Genomic DNA, 22,362 nt, shown 5'->3' with positions numbered 1-22,362 from the left:
ATTTAAAAAAGCTACCGCCTGCAAAATACAGACAGCAGCTTAAAGAAGTTGCCTAACCTTTTTTTTAAATGTCCTTTACAGAGGGTACAATTTATCAAGGGAACGGCCTTCTTTATTTACTTTTCGAGCAATGAAATCAGTCTTTGCAGCAGAACAGGCTCTTCCTTGCGGAACTGCTCCAATCGGAGTCTTACCTTCGCAAACACTGCCTTGTCTTCACGAATTTCATGACGAATGTATTGATCCCTTAGCTTCATTGCCCTGGTAGTTATATCCTGATAGCCATTCACAAGTTCTTCGTCGTATGGGATCATCCCCTCATCTATCAAGTAGGCAATCCGTTCACTCATCATTTTTTTATGCTCCCAGAGCACATGAAGATGCCTCACATTGTTACGGTCACCAAGGCGAGGATCGTTGCTCTCTACGGCATCATAGTACATTTGCATGTAGTCGTAGACGTTAATTCCGAAAGCCTGTTCGTCGTCAGGATTGTAATTAATGCGATTCAGATGGGTCTCTCCGTTCAGGTAATCATGCAGTTGGTCGAGTGCTACGATTTTATCGAAAGGATACGGGGAATGCGGCTCGTATTTGTAAAAATAAGTGTGATGATCCGCGGTAAGTCCCTCTCTGAGCAGATATCTCATGGAATGGACAGCATCCAGAAACTCCGTGAACGGAATCTGTACATTGCGGTAAACTCCCGTATGGTCGAACATGGAGGCATCGAAAACACGTTTGTCCCAATCGAAACCGAATAGAAAAAGATGATGAGGAAACGGTTCTTGCTGATAGGCCGCCGCTGGCGGTAGCTTGGCTTCGTCCAAAAACACGACACAATAATAGCCGCTGCGAATCTGATCCGCGAAAAATTGGGGCCAGGCGTCCAGCACCAAATGCTCCAGAATCGTATAATTCACAGAGCATGTGAGTAAAAATGGATTATTGAAATTCAGTTCGTTGGGCTTGCCCCGGAAAAAATCGATATAAAACTGTCTGCCATCCTCCAGAAAGGTTTTCTTGCAGGACAACTGAATGAAATTGCTGTAATACCAAGGAATCGTTTCCTCATGTGCACTGGTAATCGAAAGCGTGTAAGCCCACCGCAGAAATCCTTTAAGCGGCGGATTCAACACGGGTAGCTGAACAGCATTCATTCTTTCTCCCCCTTAACTGCTTGCACTACTATATCCCTTCACAGCCTGTTTCCAGAGCAAGCGTATTATTGTGAAGAGTATAAGCGAACCGAGCAGTGCCAGTCCTGTATAGAGCCAGCTGAGCTGTCCCAGCAGGAACATCGGTCCGAAATTGGTAATCAGGAACAGCGGAATGACAAAGGTACCGATCCGCCGGACCCAAGTCGGGTATATCGCCATTGGAAAATTGTTGGCGTCCCAGGCGGAATGGGCGATCTCCGATGCAGAACCCGTCTGAACGAACCGAAATGACAGCAATGCAGGGATAATCATTAGACAGTATGTGATGATAACGGAGACGAATAACAGCAGTGTAAACCCTGCAAACTGGAGAAACGTCAGGGGTATGTCCATGGCATGCCAGCCAATACCAATCATGACGAAACCAACCAAAATATCAGGGATTGGCAGTGCCAGATCGACATAACGCAAGGAAGCCATAAATTGAAGAGAAACCGGCTTCGTTAACATTAAATCAAGCGAGCCGTCCTTAATATATTCCGGAATTTTCGTAAAATTGGTGAAAAACAGCCCGACATACATACCTGTCACCACGGTGTGCATGCCTATAAATAGAAGCAGCCCTTCGGGTGGTATGCCGTCGACGTGAAGATCGGTGCGGAACACAACGAGTACATATAACAGTTTGGCGAGCAGGTAGACGGATTCCACTAGCAGGCTCATCATGAAATTGCCCCGAAACTCCATCTGGGCAATGAGACAATTTTTGATGAACATGCCGTACAAATGTGCGTATTTTCTCATGGCTCTAAACATATGGGATCTCCGCTACCCCCCAACCGCTGAATATTTCTTCATGGATATCCGCCACGTTAGACGGGATAGCCATAAAAACAGGAGTATCCACCCGCACTGGATGAGCAATCCCTGATACATCGCCGCCACTTCCGTTTTACCGCTGAGCACATTGACCGGAAAATAAATCGTATACGGAAACGGCGTGTACTGAAGTGCCTCCACAATTGAATCCCCGAAAATCTCCAATGGAAACATACCTCCACTCAGAATATTCACGAGCAGACTCGTAATAACGAAAAAATAAGAGATTTCATTTAGATAAAAAGCACTTGCACAGATGCAGTAGGAGATCAAGAAATTGAGCAAAAGCGCCCCGGACAGCGTGACGACGAATAAGATCATCCGTATGACCTGGAACTCAAGCACACCACCGGCAGATGAGATCCAGATAATCCCGACGAGCAGCACAGCTGTAACGCCGTAATAGATCGCCTTCTGTCCAAAAAAGGATACTAGTCGATACCCGAAGTAGCTGACCGGTTTGATCAAATACTTGTTGAGACCGCCGTTTTTGATATCGTCGACGATCTGGTGCTCGAACTGGGTAGCGATCAGTTTGGATACCAAGCCCGCCAAGATCGTATACAAAATAATTTGATTATATGAATACGAGAATAGCGCCGTTTCGCCGGAATGTTGGTACACCGCTGTCCATATAAAATACTGAACAAGGATCGGAAACGCAGCTCCGAGAAGACCAAGAAAGAAGTGAAATCGGTATTCCATCGATTGCTGCACACCCATCGAAAAAACAGCCGTATACAATTTGCGTCCATTCATCCGACGGATTCCTTTTGGTAGAGCATGGAGATACTCTCCTCGATCGGCACGTCCTCAATCGTCCAGTCAACAATCGGAAACGAATCGAGCACAGCTCGCGATACTTCTTTTAGGCGGTGTTTGGGCAGCTCCAGAACAACGCTGTATTCGTCTGCGCTGATCATTTTCCCAAATTTGGCCAACCGCTGCTCGGCAACCGGCTCCGAGAACTGCAGCTTTACAATTTTATGCTCTCCAAAAAGATCGTTAATCTTATGAAGATCTCCGTCATACAGAAGACTTCCTTCGTTAATGATGATTGTCCGCTTGCACAGGTCCTCCACGTCCTTCATGTAGTGGCTCGTCAGCAGGATCGTTGCGCCAAACTGCTCATTATAGTATTTCAGAAACTCCCGGACCCTCTTCTGAGAGGGGAAATCCAGGCCAATCGTCGGCTCGTCGAGATACAACAGCTTCGGTCGGTGGATCAGAGCGGCGATCAGCTCCATTTTCATACGTTCACCCAAGGACAGTCGGCGTACCTGTACATCCAGTAGGTCTTGCACATCAAGCATTTCCGATAGTTCGGCAAGACTTCGACGGTAGAGTTCATCCTCCACGTCATATATACATTTGTTCAAATAAATCGAATCGCTGGCCGGAAGGTCCCACCAAAGTTGATTTTTCTGACCCATCACAATGGAGAACAGCCGTTTGAACTCGTTCTTTCGCTCCCAAGGTACATAACCAAGTACGTCGGCTTCTCCACTTGTCGGATATAGGATGCCTGACAACATTTTGAGCGTCGTGGTTTTACCTGCTCCGTTCGGACCCAGAAATCCAACGCACTCTCCGGGGCCAATATCGAAGGAAACGGATTTAACCGCTTCCTTCACAAGTGATTTGCGAGCAAACAAGTTTTTCAGTGAATGTTTGAGTCCTGCTTCTTTCCGGTAATATACGAACGATTTATGCAGTTCCCGTACACGGATAAAGTCCATCCCCGCTCCTCCTGAATGATTGCATGTTTTCCCATATTGGGCGGATTAAAGTTAAAGCGATTAAACTCCATTGTTATACAGAAGCACGCATTTGGAGCAAATCGGTGTCAGACCGCAGGCCAGAATCTCGCGTTGTTTTCGCAGATCCTCCCCGTGGAAAATATCGGCCACACTTTCTTCGTATAAATTTCCGACACTGAATTCCGGAAAAAATTTGCATGGATTGACCTTACCGTCTGGCATCACGTCCATCCGATTTGAGATCGAGAAACACTTGGTCCGATTCATGGCTGGCTTTTCGCTACCCCGAATAAATCCTTCTACCTCTTCGGGCTCAAGCGCAGGCTGATAGCGGATACGTACATTCCACACACGTGAATTAACTCGTTTAAATTCCTCAATTAATGTGTCGAAACGGTCCGGCGAGATGTGAAACGTGAAAGAGTGCCAGCTGTTCTTGTGATCGCTCGCAAAGCGGGAGGCAAGGTGCGGAAAGTGGGCATCAAAGTAGGTATCCATTTTTTCCGCCGTTTCGGAAGGGATATACCAAGGGAAGCAGAAGTATACGGAATCAACGCCCAACTCTTCAAAGAATTCCATCAAGCTATAAAGCTGATCGACCATCTGGTCATTTACTGTCAGAGCAACGGACACTTTACCTTTGTACAAGCCCTGCTTTTGCAGATCCAGCAGCAGCTGTATGGCGTGAATTACTTTTTTGAACGTGCCTTTGCCCCGAATCGCGTCATTCTCCTTCTCGAATCCTTCCAGGCTGACCAGCATGACTAAATTCTTAGACATTTTCAAAATGGAATCCAGCTTTTGTTCAATAAGAATCGCGTTTGTACAAATGGTCGTATGCCGGTCTTCCTTGGCCAACAGTTCTGCCAGTTCATCAAACTTGGAGTAGAACAGCGGTTCTCCGCCCCACAGAAACACACGTGATTTGCGTTCTCTCGTTTCGGCCAACAGTTTCTCCACGACGGGAATCTCGATTTCGTCTCTCTTCACTTCACTGGCAAAGCCGTGATGGAAGCCGTCTGGATTCCATTCAAAACAATGCTTGCAGCGCAGGTTACAGCCGTTATTAAGCTTGATTCCGATCTCATAAGGCACGGGTGCGGCATACGTCGGGTCCTCCCGGCGTTTCCTTCCCGTTTCCGCGAGCGGAACGAGGGTTCTTTTCATATTTTGGAATGTCAGCTTATCAAACGTAACTGCTGTTTTCGGCTGCATACGTTTTCCTCCCCAAATGATTGATTTTTGATCGCTGCTCCAGCAAACGTCTGTACATTTCTTCGAGATGTTGTTCCGAGTAGTGTAGGGCTTTCCATTCCGCGAACCGGATACCGAAACCACAGGACTGCCAATAGTTTGAATTCTGAAGCTCATGGTCGCCGAACGGCTCCAACATGACAAAAGGGATTCCGTAGGACAACGAATCGTTCAGTGTCGCTCCTCCCGGCTTGCTGATAATGGCAGCGCAATTGCGCATCAGGTCCGTGTAAGCGGAGTAATCACATAGCGGAATTGCCCGAAGAATGCCATCTTCACGCACATATTGATTCATTGGCGGGAATGAATGCTGTCCCTGGGCATTCCGACTCCACGGATTCCATGAAGCATCTGTTCCGAAATAGCGTGTGCACCCATCGTCCTCCTCCACCTCGGAAGGATCGTAGACGATCACATCCAGCGGGTAACCGAGATGACGAAGCTCTGCAATCGTTGACGCGTACGTCCCAAGTCCCCAGCCGCCGCCATGGATCAGAATGCGCCCGTCACGCTGTGCATATGGCAGGAGTTCCTTTTCATCTGAGGCAATATAGCAATCTGGAGACAACCTTGAAGGCTCGTAAATCCAAACGTTATCGTAGTCCGGATACAAGGACTTGTGTACTTTAAACGATGGCGTATCGCACGCATCCAAGCGGATCAGTTGAATATCCAGAGGTATGTGCGCAATGGCTTTGTAGCACTCCAGGATCGGGAGCCAAAAACCGGTAAACACAGCAAAATGAGATACCCCATTACGTATCCAGGAGTCCAACAGCAACTGGACTTCCGCTTCATTCAGGGAAGAGTCTACAGGCTTCGCCAGTTTATGCCCCATAAGGGCAACAGAGAAATCGGCATGAAATGCTTTTTTGGTGGAATTAATCTTGCACCTGATTTCTTCATGATACAGGTTCTCCAGAACGTAAACGTCCGTTCTAACACCTCTATCTTGCAGGTACGTATGCAGATGCATAGCCGGAATGTATGCACCAAGCGAATTGCCCGAAGCAAGCAGGGTAACCGAAGATGAATTCATGCGCAGCCTCCGCATTACAGATTTAGTTGTACACTTTAATGGACAAGTCGGCGAGTACCTGCCTCAGGCTCACGATCAGTTCACTGCGATGTTCTTCGTCACGGCCCACCACCGAGATATACAGTCGTCCCTTCGGCATTCCGCGATGACTCTGAATTCCCTCGGATATTCGCCGAGAGGTCACAATATCATTCACCATTAAGGTGTTAGAGGAAATAGGCACAATTCCATACCTACCTTGCCCTCTGAATAGAAGACCGGATACATGCAGAGCGTCCAGCAGACTTCCAAACGTGAAACCTTCAGGTAGACCGAGAGACAGAAAGGTAAGCAGGCCACTGTAGCCGTACATCTCCCAGCCTTTATCGAGATAAGCATTAATAAGACCCATGGACTTGCGGGCGTTAATCTCTACAATGGGCACGATTACCCCGTCCTCCAGAATCATGGAATCGAAGCAAACGAAACCATGGTACCCATCTTTAAATAATATCCGAAGTGTCTTTTCCATCGTATCGAAATAACCCGCGTTCTCCAGCAGAAGGAGCAAAGCTTCATCTGCTCTAATAGAACCGCCGTAATTCTGCTGCTGATTCAGCATACGCTGAACCGAAAGAAACTCCCTCTCACCGCTCTTATGAATGAACCAGTGTGAGCTGAAATCGAGTTTTTTTCTCAGCAGTGGTTCCAGCAGGAATTGCGAGCGCATTCCCCTTCTCTCCTGCTTTTCCAGGTGCTCTGCTATCCTTCGTTGCATGGCTTCATTTTCAATGAGTATGTTGCCCTTACCGGAAACACCAAATGGATCTTTCAGCAAATACGCCCCTCGCTTCAGCAGCGTGTTTCCGACAGCCTGTACTTCTACTACACTGTTCACTTCCGTACCATAACACTGCTCTCCGATTCTGGTCAGGAGTCGGTTGGAGTAGAATTTGGAATTAACATGCTTAACCGTCTCAAGGTCCGGCAAAGAACCCAATGATCCAGCAGCATGCAGGTACTGCGCCGTATCAGCCGTAATGGCATAAGGAGATAGATGTTTTACGTTGTGGGTCAATATCTCTTCACACTCTTGATCGTCTGAAGCAAGACTGAACATACACTGCTTGAATACGTCCGGTTCCGGTAGGTAACTCTTCTCATCGTTCAAATCAAAGAGATAACGGGTACGAAAGGAAAAACCTAACCCGTTCAGATACTCGTACAACTTTGGATCGATTTTACAGCGGGTGTAGAGGATATCGTCAGGCCCGCAAAATGGAAATAACAGCTCGTCCATACATAAGACAATGGATTCCCGGTCCTTATCAGGCATAGCGGGTAACTTGGCTAAGTTCGGATCCCTCCATTGCGTTTCAGGATCAAACGTCCCCATAACGATCGCTGGAATCCCCATGGCCTCACTTCTGGACATCTTCATACAAGGATTGCTCTTGCGACTGGCAGCTTTTCAGAAATGTTATAAATGTGTCGATCGACTGAAGATGTTCATAATCGAATTCGTCATAGTCAATGATTACGTTTAATTGATCCTCGACTTTGAGCATAAACTGGATCATTTGCAAAGAATCGAGACCAATATCGTTATTGAGCTCCGTTGCTGGGGACAGGGATTGGCGTAGTTCCGGTTGATCTTCTTTAATAGCGCACAAAATATCTACGATTTTATCGTACATAACTACACTCCTTTAAAGTGATAATTGTGTGAGGTACAACCGAAATTATTACGCTTACATATGCCATTCAAACAAACCTGGTTTGGGTTTAGTTTTCTCCCTCCCTCTTCCAAAGTTACAATTATTATCTTTATAATGACATTTTATGTCAAGGGATAAAAACCTGTGATTTCGCACTCCCAACAAGGCTTCCAGCAACTAAAAAACCGCTATTTTAGCGGCTTCCCAGCGTCGGCCTTCCGCATTTCGTTTTAGACGATTTTCTCCCTTTGATAAGATCAAGACAAATTGTTAAAATTTATGTACTACGTTAGACCCCATTCATTTTATAGAAAATGAGGCGAGCACATGATTGAAATTACGATTGAATTGGTACGTCAATTAATCGATAGTCAATTTCCGAAGTGGAAAGGCTTAACGATAACACCTGTAGAAAAAAGCGGGCATGATAACCGCACCTATCGATTGGGAGACGAAATGACGATTCGTTTACCAAGTCACGAACGTTACGCCTCTGCTGTAGAAAAAGAACTGAAGTGGCTTCCTGTTTTCAAACCGCACCTGTCCTTGCCCATTCCAGCTCCCATTGCACAAGGTGAACCTTCGGGCGACTATCCCCTTCCCTGGTCGATCAACCGATGGATTGAAGGCGAGACCGTCACGCCTGCCAATGTACTCAATCTAGGCACATTTGCCGAAGACCTCGCTAAATTTCTGAAAGAATTAGAAGCCATTGATGCTAGTCACGGCATACCCGCAGGCATTCAAAATTTTCATCGCGGCGGGAACTTAGCGGTTTACGATACAGATACAAGGACCGTCATTAAAAAGGTATCCGGCCAATACGATCCAAAACTCATGACTGAAATATGGGAGCTTGCCCTTGCAACGAAATTTCAAGCGTCACCGTTATGGCTCCATGGTGATGTTGCAGTAGGCAATCTGCTCGTGCAAGATGGACGACTATGCGGGGTCATTGATTTTGGGACTATGGGCGTGGGCGATCGTTCTAGTGATCTTGTGATGGCCTGGAACTTTTTTGATGATGTAAGTCGCGATATATTCCTAAGCTGCATGAATGTTGACCAAGATACGGTTAATCGTGCCCGTGGTTGGGCTTTGTGGAAAGCACTCATCTCCTACGATTGGAATGAACAAGGCTCGGAAGCCTCGAATTGGGGCAAGCATGTATTAGATGTCATTATTCGTGACTATAAATCGCTCTAAGCTTATGAATCTGCCAAATCCCACCGGGTCGCAAGCCCCGCGTTGGGATTTCTTTCTGTACTTATCCGTAGATTTCTTTATCATATATTTTTCAGCCATGCCATTTAACCTCGAAATCTTGCAATTTTAATTAAAATTCGGTGTTGACATGAAGTCGAGGATAAGGTAGTTCGTTATAACGAGTTGGTGAGATGATGTAGTGGAGATGCAGGTATGAACTGGGGAGCGTAAATTGATCTTTCTATTGTGAATTTTTCATATATTGAAATAATAATATAGTGTGCGAAGACAGGTGCAGGTAAGTTAACATTTGAAGCTACACGATTAAACTCTCCTTAATTCTTGGATGAAAATCTGGCGGAAGCATGCGCTCCTCGTGGACATAACCAGTATGCTTTATTATTGTGAATTTTTCATATAGTGAAAATATAAGGTTGTTGCCAATAAAAAAGCCGCCTTTGAGGCGACTTTGGGATAATCACGCTATTTTTATAGCTGAATAAATCAAGTTCAAGTTCGTCCAGTCCAGTCCGCTCCCGCAACTTCTTTCCAACGTTCTCTAATCTCGTTATATAACTCTTTACTCAGAGCTCCTTTGGCGACAAGATCCGCATTTTGCTGCCAACGGTTAGGTTTGGCTGTACCCACAATTGCCGTGTCTACCCCTTCTGTACTGAGCGTAAAACGTAATGCCGTTTCAACGGCTGTTTGTGCATCTTCGCCCAGAAAACCATAACCAAGTTCACTTAAGCGTTTCCAATATACAAAGGGATATGCTTCCTCCGGAAGCGAGTCATACGTCCATGCCGCATTGGCAATGGGGCGTTTGGAAATAACACCCATATTTCTCTTTCTTGCTTCAGGCAACGTCAGATCAATGGCTTCCTGATCGGCAATGTTGAGCGATGTTTCTAAGCTGTCGAACACGCCTGTCTGAATCGCATAAAGGGCATCCGTTGTATCACCGCTATATCCAATAAACCTTGTTTTCCCAGCTTCCTTGGCTCGCTGCAGCACTTCAATAACCGCTCCTTGCCGAAGCACTTCTTCAGAGCAACTATGAAGGTGAATGACATCAACGTATTCCGTTTTTAGTCTTCTAAGGCTACGGTCAATCGTTTGCTCTAATACTTTGGCGTCCCAATCTGGGCCATCTACCCCAGCGGCATGTCCACATTTGGTAAACAAATAATAATCGTCTCTTCGATGTGATAACACATCCCCAATCAACTCTTCGCTATCCCCATAACATTCAGCCGTATCAATGACATTTAACCCTGCATCCAACGCACTGTTAAGCAATGTTTCTACATCTGCTTTGGATACGTTTTTGCCGATCTCCGCTCCACCAAACCCAAGTGTACTTACTTTCATGCCAGTGTTTCCGTAATTACGCAGTTCCATGGATCATTTCCTCCAAGCTTCGTGAATTTGGGTACAGATAATGAAAGTACATATAGTACAAATTAGTCTTCGGTATGTATTACCCCTTATGTTGGGTATTACACCCACTTTTTCATTCTACTTTATTTCCTCCAACACAGATACATCCGTTGAATCAGGTTACGAAGAACTGACTCGGGTTCCCCAGTTCAGGATGAAACTTCTCACGAAAGCGGCCTCCCGTGTATTCCCCTATGATTTTTCGCCAGAACGCCTGAGCAATGACATTGTTGCGAACCTGGGTTACTTTCCACCTTCCCGGAAAACGTTCAAACAGCTCATAAGCTGCCCGGGTACCCACGCCACTACGCCGATATTTCTGCATTACAAAAAACTCGGTCAAATAGTAGTCATTATCTTTGCTGCCTGGTTCACAACGCTCTACCAAAGCAAACCCCGCGGGTGCCTCATCACTCGTAATCAAAAAAGGAAACTTGCGGTCTTCCTCTGACCAAAACGCGTCCAATCCGGGGTATTCCGGGAAAATACCGTTGCTATCCACATCAATATTCAAATATTTGGTAAAGTCATACAGATAAAATTGCATTAAGTGCCGAATCACCTGACTGCGTTCCCGGGGAACCAGCTCTATTTTTATATTCATCCGGTTCACCTCCTCTGCTCTACTTATAACTCATACATTAAAGCTTTACACTGCCAAGGGCAAGGAAGCATGAATCAGGATTATTCCGGTTCCGTGAACAGGCTGTGACGATCTAAATATGGTAAACTAGGATATAGCATATTTTAGAAATTATTTTAACATGGGGGTGCCGAACTTGACCAATGTGCAAAAAGAGATCGACCGACGCAAGCTGGATGACAAACTGCCTTCCATGCCTTGGTTCGTTCAGCAATTCATTGACTATAAATTACCAGACTTATCTCCTTCTACTCTACTTGAATATTTAAGGGATTACGAAGCTTTCTTTGGCTGGTTGCGTGCGGAAGGATTATCCGAGGCAAGCTCTAACAAGGAAGTCACATTGACTGAGCTGGAAGTCCTTCGAATGGAATCAGTAACATCTTATCGATTATTTCTGGCCACCAAGCGTGAAGGAGCCAACTCCAGAATCACGGTTTCCCGCAAGCTTTCTTCTCTGCGTTCGCTCTTTCATTATTTAAGTCAGATTGCGGAAGACGAGGACTTCTACCCACTACTGAAACGAAACATTATGGCGAAGATTGAGATCAAACGTACCCATAAACCCAAAGATACAGCAGCCAAACTAAAGGGTAAACTTCTGGAAGAAGAAGAGTTACTGGAGTTTATCGGATACATCCTTGAAGGATACGCGGTGGATATGGAAAAGAACAAACAGGCGATTTACTCGCACGAGCTAAACAAAGAACGGGATGCCTGCATTGCCAGCCTCATTCTGAATTCGGGTTTGCGTGTGTCTGAAGTGGTAAACCTGAACGTGGATGATCTGGATCTGAACAATAAGCTGTTGTATGTATATCGCAAAGGTAATAATGATGAGACGTTTAAGACGCCTGTGTATTTTAGAGAACAAGCCAAGGATGAACTCGCAACCTATATCAATTTGCGCCAGTCACGTTACCGTACACCCAAACGGGAAAAAGGGTTGTTTATCGCTCTTCGCAATGGAGATTCCGAAGGAAGTCGGATGACCAAACGGGCTATACAGGCCATGATCATGAAGTACGCCAAACAATTCGGCAAACCGTATCTGACTGTGCATAAATTGCGTCATTCTTTTGCGACCGACTATTATTTGCAAAATGATATCTATAAAACAAAAGAACAGCTTGGACACGCTTCTACGGAAACCACCGAAATTTACGCTCACCTCACGGATAAAACGATGTCTGAAGCGATTGAACGTCGTACTGATGATGGGATGTAGCCTATTTTTACAGCTTAAGCACGCATTCGTTTGCTTACAAGATAACTTAAAAAAGCGATTCTTTCAGGAGAATGTCCTGCAAGGATCGCTTTTTTATATTTATTCATTCATATACTTAAAGAAGTACAATCAGTTCGTTACAATTCATATCATTAAGTTTACATAATAATTCTTTCGTCATAAATTTCTTTTTTCTTCATGACGCTCGAGCGAGACCAGCCATCTTGCTATATCTTCTGTCTCATGAACAGAATGCCACACGTAGTTCTCTCTTTCCTCCATATATTCTCCCTTGTCATGCTCTATCCATGAGATAATCCCGATTACATCCTGTAACGTCTCGATCAGAGAAAGTTCTTTCTCTTCACGGACCATGACCAATTTGGGGTATGGCGCTTGTTTGTATCCCTCAATGAGAATCCAGTCATACGCTGACAGATAGTTTATCATGTCTTCCAACGAAGTCGCTTGTCTTTCAATGATTGCAGTACGTTTCTCTGACATGACAACGACTGCATCGGCCCCTGCCTGAGCAAAGCTGTAGGAATCGGTTCCTTCGTGATCCATCTCAAAATGATCATGTCCATCATGTTTAATTACAGCCACTCTTCGTCCAGAAGAGGTAAGGTACCGGGTAAGTGCAGCAATTAAGGTGCTTTTGCCTGTGTTCTTATATCCAACAATCTGCACGATATGTGGTGAAGTGCTGCTTATTTCAGACATGTATGACCTACCTTAAATGACCCGTGGGAAGTCTGAGAATTCGAACCTGTTCACCAGCAGGAATACCTTTTTTCTCGGGCGGAACAACGATCAGGCAATCGCTATCTTTAATTGTAATCATGACACTGGATTCGTCCACACGCGAGGCAGAAGGTTTAGCATACACCATTCCGTTACGTATCTCTGTCCGTCCGCGTACAAATCGTGTGAAATTGTTGACCTTTGTATAGTCATCATCCAATATGGCTGTCCATTCTTCCAAATATGGATGAGCATCGGCCTGCATCGTACGAATCGTTGGCCGAACAAACAACTCAAAGCCGACAAAGCAAGCCCCCGGATTGCCAGAAAGCGCAAATAGCAACTTGTCATTGAGCACAGCAGCCGTCGTAACACTGCCGGGACGCATGGTCACTTTGTTAAACAGCATCTCCATATTCCCTTCCCGAACCAGGTCACCCATAATATCATAATCTCCTACGGATACCCCGCCTGTTGTGACCACCATATCATTATGCTCAAGCGCTTCTGCAAGCTTCGTTCGTGCGGTATCCACATCATCAGCGATCGAACCATACATAACCGGCTCTCCCCCCGCTTCAACGACCAGAGAACGAAGCATATAGCTGTTACTGTTTCGGATACGCCCTGGCTGCAACGGCTCGTCCAATTCCAATAATTCTGTACCTGTTGCAAAAATGGCTACTTTGGGGCGTTTGTATACAGGCACTTGGCCTACGCCGAATGTTGCCAGCACGGATTGTTCACCTGCCTGGATGATCGTCCCCGCTTCCAGCAGCAATTGTCCCTCATGAACTTCCAATCCAATTGGCGTAATGTTGGCATTCGGCTGAATATGACGCTTCAGGGCAATCCATTGTTCCCCATGCTCTTCTTTGCTTTCAGTCATCTCCATCATAACAACAGCATCTGCGCCTTCCGGCACCTGAGCTCCTGTCATGATCCGAGCAGCTGTACCGGGTGTAATCGTAAGATCCGATGTATACCCGCATGGAATTTCATCAATGACACGGAGCCAAACTTGCTGCTCGCTGGATCCTCCAATCGTATCCGAACTAAGAATCGCGAACCCATCCATTCCGGAACGACGAAAGAATGGGTAAGGATGGGGAGCATGAATGGTCTCAGCAAGCGTTCGACCATGTGCTTGCTCAAGTGTTACTTTTTCTATTGAACCTGAACTAACATAAGCAGCAACTTTCGCCTGCGCTTCCGGTACTTGTATAGCCGTACGGATAAATTTCGCAGCCGTCATATCCGTTGAATGTGAATTTATTTTCAATGGTGATAGAACCTCCTTGGGACATTTGATCGTTTTAGAAAGTGTAGCCCGAAAGCTAGGTCGTGACAAGTACTCCCCAACATACCATTCACATGAAAGACGAATCGACAGACCATAATATGTAAGAGGAAAGGAGCTGACCTTTATGAACCAACGATGCGAATTATGTGGAAGGGAGCCTGTCGACACAACAGTCCATCACCTGACACCGAAAGAAATGGGTGGAACGCACATGCCTACTGCCGATCTCTGTATCCCTTGCCACAAACAAATTCATTCTCTGTATACCAATCGCGATATTATAGCCTTAGGTCTAACTGAGATACAGGCACTAAGGCAAGATGCGCGCATCGCTCCTTATATCCGCTGGATTCGCAAACAACCTGCTACAACCATTCCTCGTGTTCGAAAGTCCCATCATGTCCGCAAATCCTAAAACAAAAAGAACAGCGTCCAAGGTAATTTTCAGTGGTAAGCTTGCTCCACCTTACCTTTTCACTGTTCTTCTGCGAATGATTTAATATTGCGGCCCCATTCATGCGTAGTGCTATCTACGCCTCATAATTCGGCCGCCGCCAACCCTCGTCTTTGGCTTTTTATAAGAGCTCTTGGGTGAATCAAACAATCCTCCAAGGCCACCACTGCTTTTATTACGATCAATTGTGCCTTTGCTTTGTTCCTTATTTCTGCTGAATAATCCTCCTCCTGAGCCTACGCTTGAATCCTTATCGCTACCACGCCGAGTAATCGACCCTTTCCGGTCAACGGTAATCGGCGGAGCAACCTTTTTATCGCTGCTCGTCGGTGTCCGATAGGAACCTTCCCTTGGTTTGTACGTGTCCTTGTTCGTATAACCCCGATACGTACCGGACCCTCTACCCCCAAAAGAATCAAACAAATTACCGATTAATGTTGCGGTTAAGTACCCTTGCAAAAAGGACGAATCATAGTTCTGCCGAACATATTCCTTGGAGTCCACCTCAACCAAGGTGTCTTCCGCTTTATTCGGGTCTTGCTGCAAATGATAATACTGATCCTGATACACCAGGAACATCCGCTCTGTATTTTCCGCCGAGATCTGATCTGGCTTCCGCTGTTCAGATAATTCCTGAGCGACCTCTGGAACGGTACGATCAGCAGCTCGGTACACATAGGATGTCGTGTTACCACTGCCGCTGACCGATTCAAGTGGATATGTGTCCTGAACGGAAGGTGCTCCGCACGCGGACAGCAGCGACATCACAAGGCTGAGGACCAGCATTAATTTTAATCCATGTGCCAAGCGCTTTTTCATTGGAACCTCTCCTAGCTCGAACGAATCACTTTGATATCCGCAGGAAGAATGGACTCACCCTCATACAGCGTAAATCTTCTGTCTTGCCACTCCACACGCAAAAGCATGTTATCATCAGACTGATATTGCCATACTAATTGTTCCCCAGCCTGACCATAGGGTGTCCTGCCTGCAGTGGTTACCATTCCTCCGTATTCTTCCTCCAGATGATACGCACGTCCATCCAGATCCAGCAACGTAGGCACCTCATCCGGTGCATCAAGACGGCCATCAATTGGTGTATAGAGGGCATACCGGGTCATTTCCCGTTCTTCAATATGCAAATGTCGGATTGCCGTACCATCCTGCAACGTGAGGACAGCCGCATTCCGTGCTCGATGATGTACCCGCCCAACAACCTCATAAGTGACCAGCGATACCTCGCAGATATCACCAGGTGCCAGCTGAAGCATTGTTTTCTCTGCCTGGGGCGGTTCAGGTTTGGCTAATATCCCTTTAATCCGTTTCCACATACTCATGCCCATTACTCCTGTTCCTTATCTTATAAACAAGCTGCGATAATTAATGCGCCCACGATATGTAGTGCTCCCGAGAACAAACCGTAACCTGTCTTGCCCTGCTGTATTCCCGTATCCAGATCCAGGTTCGCCCATCTCCGAATCATAAAGTGAACCACACTCTCCAGAATCAGCAAAATGATAAATGAAACAACAGATACCAGCAATGCTTCTCCAAGATGACCTGCTGTCGAAATGGAAGTGGCGAGTACATATCCCTGAGCAAACAGCTTCATAACCATACGTGTCGTAACGGCCATATTGCCGGCCTTCACTTCGGCAAAATCCTTATACTTCGTGAACAAAGAATCCACATACATCAAGACAAACAGCAAAACCGAACCCGATAACGTCCAGACCAGCATTGCCAAAATGTTCAAATCCATTTACATAGCCCCCACATTTCAACATGAACCGCAATTAAAAGCGAAGGAGAAACGCTGGTCTCTCCTCCGCTGTTGCCCCTGCTTGCTTACAAGGTTTAGTTCTTATTTTCGTATTGCTTCATCAATGCTGCCAGTTCATCCTCAACAGCCTGATCCTTGCCCAGCTTCTCAAACTCATCATCCAGCGATTTTCCTTTGGACGACATTTCATTGCTGGCTTCAGCCTGAGCTTCCATCTGCATCATCTTTTCTTCCATACGCTTCATGCCGGCACTTGCAGTATCGGAGCCAAATCCGTTCAGCGCCTTGTTGATTTCGGTTTGAGCTTTTGCAGCGTTGTAGCGCGCAACCAATGTTTCACGTTTGTTTTTCATTTGAGTCAATTGTTTGCGCATTTCGTCCAGCTTGCCACGAAGGTTATCGGCAGAAGCTTTATTTTGGTCATAGCTTGTTTTGTATTCGGCCATCTTCTCTTCAGCGACTTTTTTCTCTTCCAGTGCCCGGCGGGCCAAATCCATATTCTGTGCACGCGCTGCTGTATGTGCTTGCTCCTCACGTTTCTTCACGAGAGCTTCCTGTTCTTCGAACAGCTGCTTGAATTTCTTCTCAATGGCGATCTGTGCAGCAACGGCTTTCTCCGCATCTTCCAGATCTTCCTGCATATCTCGGATATATTGATCCGTCATCTTGATCGGATCTTCTGCCTTGTCAATAATGGAATTAATGTTTGACATCGTTAAATCGCGCAATCGTTTGAAAATGGACATTATGGTATTCCTCCTAGTCGATAGTTCATCCTTGTATATAATCATACATACGTGGCAATGTACTACTCGTTTCAATTTTAACAAAAAAAATCATAAAAAACGATTTTAGCCTACTTAGCCTAGATGGAACTATTGAATAAGTCGACCGGTTTGGCAAAGTTCTTCATCAAGCAGCTTCTCTGCAGTCTGCACAATCTCATCAATCTGCATCCGCGTAATTGCATCAAAGTGAATCCCCAAAATTACAGTCACTGTTACTTTTAATTGCAGGGCAGCCTTACGTGCGAGTCTTTCACACAGTTCTTGTTCCTTATGCCCTGGAATATGCACCGTAGCCCCACTCACCCGTTCACGGTCCGGATAAAATGTCGCTACTGCCCCAATATGTGATCTTCCTCCAGTTACCATAAATACCTTGTCTTCCCCTGCCTCAATCACCTGTAAACGAACGGAATTTAAGTCGTATGTACTCATCCTGCTCCACCTGTCCTTTTCAATATGTAATATATATGGAGGAATTATGGCTCCGATTTAATGAATCAGCAATGAAACATCTCACATCATGCATAAATACGGAAAGCCCCGGGCATACCAAAGAGAACGCAATTTGGGAAAAGGAGGCACTAACATGCGTATACGCCTCATCATGTTATCCATCATGGTCATTCTTCTGGGAGGAAGTTACGCTCCTGCTCAGTTATGGGCTTCTTCAAGCCCGCAAACCGAACCTGCTTCGAAGTCTGATTCTTCCGAAGAGGAACAGCTGACACTGGGACAGCTCAGGCAGAAATATGCAGATACGTTCAAAACCAATGGCCCCTCAATTAAAAAGGTCGCACTGACTTTTGATGACGTACCTGACCCTCGGTTCACCCCACAGGTGCTGGATATTTTGAAAAAATACAAGGTACGGGCTACGTTTTTCATTGTGGGACATCGCGCTGAGAAACATCCGGATTTGGTGAAACGCATGGTGAAGGAAGGACATATTGTTGGCAATCACAGCTACAATCACCCGGAGTTCAGTAAGCTGTCCATGAATGCATTTCGCAAACAAATCTTACATACCGGGGATATTATTCGTAATCTGGCGGGTTACACACCCAAAATGATTCGTCCACCCTATGGCGATATTAACGAGCAACAGCTGCAATGGGCAGCCAAACAACATTACAGCATTGTGAACTGGAACGTCGATTCCCTGGACTGGAAGGGCCTTTCCAAAGAGGAAGTCAAACAAAACATCCTGTCGGCCGTCAAACCGGGTTCCATTGTTCTGCAGCATGCAGGAGGCGGTGTCGGATCGAAGTTGAGTGGGTCCATCGAGGCGTTGCCTGAAGTCATCGAGGAATTGCGAAACCGCGGGTACGAGCTGGTGACTTTGGACGAAATGCTGGAACTGCCAAAGGGCAAATAGGTTAAGATTCCAGAAGGCGGATATTCAAAAGGGTGTCCTTCAATCACATTATCGTGATTGGAGAACACCCTTTACTGTTTAATTAGATTCAGTTGGAGTCACATATGATGATGTGCAGCTACGCTTTGATTTTATTTCAAGATGTAAAGTTCAACATCCTGAATACCAAATGTGCTCACGGATTGCTTGCTGCCAGGAATAAAGATATCGATCTTGTGACCTTTAATGGCACTGCCCACATCACGAGCCGTAGCGACAAATGCCTGTTTTGGCAGTCCTGGATGTGTATGACCTGTCACCAGTACCTTTGTACCCAATGGAATGATACTTGGGTCCACTGCAATGGTACCCAATTCAAGCGGATTACCAAAGTAGTCCACAGCACCCCATCCTCCATTTTCGGAAGCGTCCGCAGAGTATGCTGTTGCTTTTACGTCAACAGCTTTGCTGTAATCAAACGTTTTTCCCCAGGCTTGAACAACCTTACTATCTGCATTAACGTCAAGACTTGCGGCAGTTACCGTTTTGGCCTCCGTTTTAGCTGCAGCAGCAGAAGCTGTGTTCGTTGTTTTACCAGGAATCGTAACTTTCAAACCACCATAAATGTTGTAAGCTGAAATGTCATTGTTAGCTTTAATAAGAGCGTTAAGTCCAACTCCATATTGTTTGGATAAGGTGTAGAAGGTATCCCCCTCTTTGGCCACATGAACTGAATCAGCATGAGCCGGAACGGCCTGGATGAGCATTGCTGCTGTCAGCAATGCTGTTGCTGTTTTGGCTATACGTTTCTTGTTAATCATGGTCTTCCTCCCTCATTATGCCTGCGAAGTTAGTTGTCGGATTCGGATGGAGGAAACCACCCTATAGGTTCAATTACATTAAGAATTTATGTAGCCCTAATTCACCCCAAGCCGTGTGCAAATGATTCTTCCCCAAGCACACTCTGCATCGTTACATCCCCCACACTCCCAACTCCGGAAGTTTCGGCAGGAACAAATATATCACAATTTTGTAACCAATAGTCGTAGTAAATGTTACCATCTGGCTAAATCACTTCAACATTTATGCTGAATTCAAGCGGCTTTTTCAAAAAATTGTCTATTTGAGCTTATATCTTTGATGACAGAAACGTTACTTTTTATGTAAATCCGTGCGTGTCCTCACATAACAAAACAATCCCTGCCGACGGGTCATCGACAGGGATGTATGAGGGGATGAAATTCTCATCCGCAGTATAGATTTTGTATTTTCATCTTGATCTTCATCCATAATGACTTGATGTATTAGAGCACTTTAGCGAGGAAGTCACGTGTACGTGCATGCTTGGGCTCACCAAACACTTCAGCAGGCGTTCCTTCTTCTACAATAACCCCGCCATCCATAAACAGGATGCGGTCACCCACTTCGCGTGCGAAGCCCATCTCATGCGTTACAATAACCATAGTCATGCCGCCCTCTGCAAGCCGCTTCATGACATCCAGTACTTCACCGACCATTTCAGGGTCCAGTGCTGAAGTAGGCTCGTCAAACAGCATGACATGCGGCTGCATCGCAAGAGCTCTTGCAATGGCTATCCGTTGTTTTTGTCCACCGGACAGCTGATTTGGATAGGCGTCTTTTTTGTCAGACAAGCCAACCGTCTTGAGCAAATCTGCACAGATTTGTTCCGCTTCGTGTGCAGACTGTTTTTTCACTTTAATGGGAGCAATCGTAATGTTCTGCTGCACCGTTTTGTGCGGGAACAGATTGAAATGCTGGAATACCATCCCCATTTTTTCACGAGTCGCATTAATGTTATGTTTGGGGTCAGTGATCGAAACTCCCTCGAAGTCAATCTCACCGGAAGTAGGCTGCTCCAGTAGGTTCAGACAACGTAAAAAGGTACTTTTCCCCGATCCGGACGGACCGATGACCACGACGACCTCGCCTTTGCCAATTGTTACGTTAATGCCCTTGAGCACATCGTTATTTCCATATGATTTGTGTAATTGTCTAACGTCTATCACTTGCACTCAACTTCCTTTCCAGTCGACCCAGCAGCTTGGACAAAATGAACGTCAGCACAAAGTAAATGGCCGCTGCAATCAGGAATGGATTCATTCCTTGGTACGTAATGTTTTTTACTACACTTGCCTGGTACATAATGTCCACCATACCAATAACCGAGATGATGGAGGATTCCTTGATAATGGTCACGAACTCATTACCGATCGCCGGCAACACCGCTTTGAACGCTTGTGGAAGCACAATGAAGCGCATTGCCGCACCTCTACCCATTCCCAGGGAACGAGCTGCTTCCAACTGGCCTCGATCCACACCCTGTATACCAGCGCGGAAAATCTCGGCAAGATAGGCACCACTATTAATGGATAGTGTGATAATCCCCGCCTGAAGCGGCGTAAAATTAATACCAAGTGTCAGTGCAAGTCCATAATAGATAATCATCAACTGAACCAACATCGGTGTACCACGAATAACCTCAACGTAAGCTGTTCCAATCCAACGCAGAATTGAGACGTCATGCAGACGGAACAGACAGATGATCAAACCGATAATTACTCCGAATATTACACCGAGTGCAGACAGTAAGAGAGTGTAACCTACACCTGTTGCATAGAAGCTTTTGTACTGCCAGAACACTTCGAAAATGTTTTGACTTTTGTTCACCTTGTCTGCCATCAACTGGCTTGCTTCGGTAACCAACTGATCGATTTTATTTTCGCTTTTCAGACGTTCCAGCGTTCCGTTCACTGCATTCAGCAATTCCGTATTGCCTTTGCGAATCCCGATTGCCGCTTCGACCTGCTCTTCATCTGGAATAGCCGGAGCTAGTCCAATAACATCATCCAGATAACCTGCAGCTACCGTATCTTCGACGATTGCAGCATTCACACGATTGGTCTGCAATTGCAGCACGATATCGGATATTTTATCAAGTGCTGTCAGTTTTGCGCCTGGGATTCCCTGGCCAATCGTTTCCTGAATGGAGCCTTTTTGAACTCCAATCTTTTCATTTTCCAGATCAGCCATGGTTGGATATTTATCTTTATCCTCATTGCGAATCATGATGACTTGCTTCGATTTATAATAGGTATCGGAGAAGTCGATACTCTTTTTACGCTCATCCGTTGGCGTCATTCCCGAGATGACCATATCCACACGGCCACTCTGCAACGCAGGAAGAAGTCCGTCAAAACCCATATCCTCTATTACAAGTTCTGCGCCAAGATCGGCAGCAATTTCTTTAGCAATGGAAATATCAAATCCGACAATTTGGTCTTTACCATCAATGACTTTATGAAATTCATATGGTGCAAAATCGGCACTTGTTCCGAGCACCAGCTTTTTACTGCCTGAATTGCCTGTAGTTCCCGTTGCCGACGCAGCAGGTGCAACCATAGTTAGCAAGATCACAAAAGCTAGCAGCATCATGGTGTAACGACTAATCAATTTCAACCCTGTTCTCCCCTTATAATACTTTGTATGCTTTCTGTTGTTGATGCCTGAGTCATTATAAAGTAGAATGCATGATTATGCAATGCATTTCGACATTACAAATCCTGACTCGTTTCTGAAAAATAACCGCAACTATGATATAATTATTGA

24 protein-coding genes and 1 riboswitch are annotated in these 22,362 nt (G+C 45.7%); of the genes, 4 read left to right on the top strand and 20 right to left on the bottom strand.

Going from position 1 to position 22,362, the window contains the following annotated elements:
• Nucleotides 1–116: 116 nt before the first annotated feature.
• Genes ACFVQB_RS33305 through ACFVQB_RS33270 form a run of 8 tightly spaced genes read right to left on the bottom strand, consistent with a single transcriptional unit; the run spans nt 117 to nt 7,768 of the window.
• Nucleotides 117–1,160: a hypothetical protein gene (locus ACFVQB_RS33305; RefSeq protein WP_379449522.1), complete on the bottom strand. Its 1,044-nt coding sequence runs from the start codon at nt 1,158–1,160 to the stop codon at nt 117–119.
• Nucleotides 1,161–1,172: 12 nt separating this feature from the next.
• The gene (locus tag ACFVQB_RS33300) at nt 1,173–1,976 is read right to left on the bottom strand and encodes an ABC transporter permease (RefSeq protein WP_379449518.1); all 804 of its coding nucleotides are present in this window, start codon (nt 1,974–1,976) and stop codon (nt 1,173–1,175) included.
• A 12-nt stretch (nt 1,977–1,988) separates the two neighbouring features.
• On the bottom strand, nt 1,989–2,798 hold the full coding sequence (locus tag ACFVQB_RS33295; protein ID WP_379449516.1) for an ABC transporter permease: 810 nt from the start codon (nt 2,796–2,798) through the stop codon (nt 1,989–1,991).
• On the bottom strand, nt 2,795–3,778 hold the full coding sequence (locus tag ACFVQB_RS33290) for an ABC transporter ATP-binding protein (RefSeq protein ID WP_379449513.1): 984 nt from the start codon (nt 3,776–3,778) through the stop codon (nt 2,795–2,797). Before ACFVQB_RS33290 ends, ACFVQB_RS33295 begins: the two co-directional genes overlap by 4 nt.
• Before the next feature lie 60 nt (nt 3,779–3,838).
• Nucleotides 3,839–5,014 carry a radical SAM protein gene (locus ACFVQB_RS33285; RefSeq protein ID WP_379449510.1) on the bottom strand — a complete coding sequence of 392 codons (1,176 nt, stop codon included), beginning with the start codon at nt 5,012–5,014 and terminating at the stop codon, nt 3,839–3,841.
• A complete protein-coding gene (locus tag ACFVQB_RS33280) occupies nt 4,986–6,092 on the bottom strand; it encodes a glycosyltransferase family protein (protein WP_379449508.1) in 1,107 nt (368 codons plus the stop codon). The genes ACFVQB_RS33285 and ACFVQB_RS33280 overlap by 29 nt, the downstream gene beginning before the upstream one ends.
• Before the next feature lie 22 nt (nt 6,093–6,114).
• Entirely contained in the window at nt 6,115–7,512 is a 1,398-nt protein-coding gene (locus tag ACFVQB_RS33275; RefSeq protein ID WP_379449506.1) for a hypothetical protein, read from the bottom strand.
• Complete coding sequence (locus ACFVQB_RS33270; protein WP_064637210.1) at nt 7,493–7,768, bottom strand: acyl carrier protein; 276 nt, start codon at nt 7,766–7,768, stop codon at nt 7,493–7,495. Before ACFVQB_RS33270 ends, ACFVQB_RS33275 begins: the two co-directional genes overlap by 20 nt.
• A 348-nt stretch (nt 7,769–8,116) precedes the next feature.
• On the opposite strand from ACFVQB_RS33270, the gene ACFVQB_RS33265 reads away from it, so the two are divergent.
• On the top strand, nt 8,117–8,995 hold the full coding sequence (locus ACFVQB_RS33265; protein ID WP_379449504.1) for an aminoglycoside phosphotransferase family protein: 879 nt from the start codon (nt 8,117–8,119) through the stop codon (nt 8,993–8,995).
• A gap of 510 nt (nt 8,996–9,505) precedes the next feature.
• Here ACFVQB_RS33265 and ACFVQB_RS33260 read toward each other — a convergent pair.
• Nucleotides 9,506–10,399: an aldo/keto reductase gene (locus tag ACFVQB_RS33260; protein ID WP_379449502.1), complete on the bottom strand. Its 894-nt coding sequence runs from the start codon at nt 10,397–10,399 to the stop codon at nt 9,506–9,508.
• A 154-nt stretch (nt 10,400–10,553) separates the two neighbouring features.
• Complete coding sequence (locus ACFVQB_RS33255) at nt 10,554–11,042, bottom strand: GNAT family N-acetyltransferase (protein ID WP_076289151.1); 489 nt, start codon at nt 11,040–11,042, stop codon at nt 10,554–10,556.
• A 175-nt stretch (nt 11,043–11,217) separates the two neighbouring features.
• On the opposite strand from ACFVQB_RS33255, the gene xerS reads away from it, so the two are divergent.
• A complete protein-coding gene (xerS, locus tag ACFVQB_RS33250) occupies nt 11,218–12,309 on the top strand; it encodes a tyrosine recombinase XerS (RefSeq protein WP_257031372.1) in 1,092 nt (363 codons plus the stop codon).
• Nucleotides 12,310–12,486: 177 nt separating this feature from the next.
• Here the strand turns inward: xerS and mobB are convergent, their stop codons facing one another.
• Both mobB and ACFVQB_RS33240 read right to left on the bottom strand, forming a co-directional pair.
• Nucleotides 12,487–13,032, bottom strand: a complete 546-nt coding sequence (mobB, locus tag ACFVQB_RS33245) for a molybdopterin-guanine dinucleotide biosynthesis protein B (protein WP_379449499.1) — start codon at nt 13,030–13,032, stop codon at nt 12,487–12,489.
• Nucleotides 13,033–13,039: 7 nt separating this feature from the next.
• Nucleotides 13,040–14,308: a molybdopterin molybdotransferase MoeA gene (locus ACFVQB_RS33240; protein ID WP_379449529.1), complete on the bottom strand. Its 1,269-nt coding sequence runs from the start codon at nt 14,306–14,308 to the stop codon at nt 13,040–13,042.
• A 172-nt stretch (nt 14,309–14,480) separates the two neighbouring features.
• Here ACFVQB_RS33240 and ACFVQB_RS33235 point away from each other — a divergent pair, with 172 nt between their 5' ends.
• Nucleotides 14,481–14,771: an HNH endonuclease gene (locus ACFVQB_RS33235; RefSeq protein WP_379449497.1), complete on the top strand. Its 291-nt coding sequence runs from the start codon at nt 14,481–14,483 to the stop codon at nt 14,769–14,771.
• Nucleotides 14,772–14,882: 111 nt separating this feature from the next.
• Here the strand turns inward: ACFVQB_RS33235 and ACFVQB_RS33230 are convergent, their stop codons facing one another.
• The 5 genes from ACFVQB_RS33230 to lpdD form a co-directional block, all read right to left on the bottom strand.
• Nucleotides 14,883–15,629 (bottom strand): DUF4247 domain-containing protein, encoded by a 747-nt coding sequence (locus tag ACFVQB_RS33230; protein WP_376037512.1) that lies wholly within the window; start codon nt 15,627–15,629, stop codon nt 14,883–14,885.
• Between the two features lie 11 nt (nt 15,630–15,640).
• Entirely contained in the window at nt 15,641–16,147 is a 507-nt protein-coding gene (locus tag ACFVQB_RS33225; protein ID WP_379449496.1) for a DUF4178 domain-containing protein, read from the bottom strand.
• Between the two features lie 23 nt (nt 16,148–16,170).
• Nucleotides 16,171–16,572, bottom strand: a complete 402-nt coding sequence (locus tag ACFVQB_RS33220) for a DUF350 domain-containing protein (RefSeq protein ID WP_063562809.1) — start codon at nt 16,570–16,572, stop codon at nt 16,171–16,173.
• Nucleotides 16,573–16,667: 95 nt separating this feature from the next.
• Complete coding sequence (locus ACFVQB_RS33215) at nt 16,668–17,339, bottom strand: PspA/IM30 family protein (RefSeq protein ID WP_024634017.1); 672 nt, start codon at nt 17,337–17,339, stop codon at nt 16,668–16,670.
• 129 nt (nt 17,340–17,468) lie between these two features.
• Entirely contained in the window at nt 17,469–17,813 is a 345-nt protein-coding gene (gene lpdD / locus ACFVQB_RS33210) for a prenylated flavin chaperone LpdD (RefSeq protein WP_379449493.1), read from the bottom strand.
• Between the two features lie 154 nt (nt 17,814–17,967).
• Here lpdD and ACFVQB_RS33205 point away from each other — a divergent pair, with 154 nt between their 5' ends.
• Entirely contained in the window at nt 17,968–18,756 is a 789-nt protein-coding gene (locus tag ACFVQB_RS33205; protein ID WP_379449491.1) for a polysaccharide deacetylase family protein, read from the top strand.
• Between the two features lie 131 nt (nt 18,757–18,887).
• Here the strand turns inward: ACFVQB_RS33205 and ACFVQB_RS33200 are convergent, their stop codons facing one another.
• The 3 genes from ACFVQB_RS33200 to ACFVQB_RS33190 form a co-directional block, all read right to left on the bottom strand.
• A complete protein-coding gene (locus tag ACFVQB_RS33200; RefSeq protein ID WP_379449490.1) occupies nt 18,888–19,556 on the bottom strand; it encodes a 3D domain-containing protein in 669 nt (222 codons plus the stop codon).
• A gap of 2 nt (nt 19,557–19,558) precedes the next feature.
• Nucleotides 19,559–19,755, bottom strand: a riboswitch (cyclic di-AMP (ydaO/yuaA leader).
• A 284-nt stretch (nt 19,756–20,039) separates the two neighbouring features.
• Nucleotides 20,040–20,762 carry an amino acid ABC transporter ATP-binding protein gene (locus tag ACFVQB_RS33195; RefSeq protein WP_379449488.1) on the bottom strand — a complete coding sequence of 241 codons (723 nt, stop codon included), beginning with the start codon at nt 20,760–20,762 and terminating at the stop codon, nt 20,040–20,042.
• Nucleotides 20,749–22,212 carry an ABC transporter substrate-binding protein/permease gene (locus tag ACFVQB_RS33190; RefSeq protein WP_379449486.1) on the bottom strand — a complete coding sequence of 488 codons (1,464 nt, stop codon included), beginning with the start codon at nt 22,210–22,212 and terminating at the stop codon, nt 20,749–20,751. Before ACFVQB_RS33190 ends, ACFVQB_RS33195 begins: the two co-directional genes overlap by 14 nt.
• Between the last annotated feature and the right edge of the window lie 150 nt (nt 22,213–22,362).

It is taken from the genome of Paenibacillus sp. NPDC057886 (assembly GCF_042796655.1).
GTDB lineage: Bacteria > Bacillota > Bacilli > Paenibacillales > Paenibacillaceae > Paenibacillus.
The sequence above is the reverse complement of the archived record's forward strand: the minus strand, read 5'-3'. Positions and strand labels throughout refer to the sequence as shown.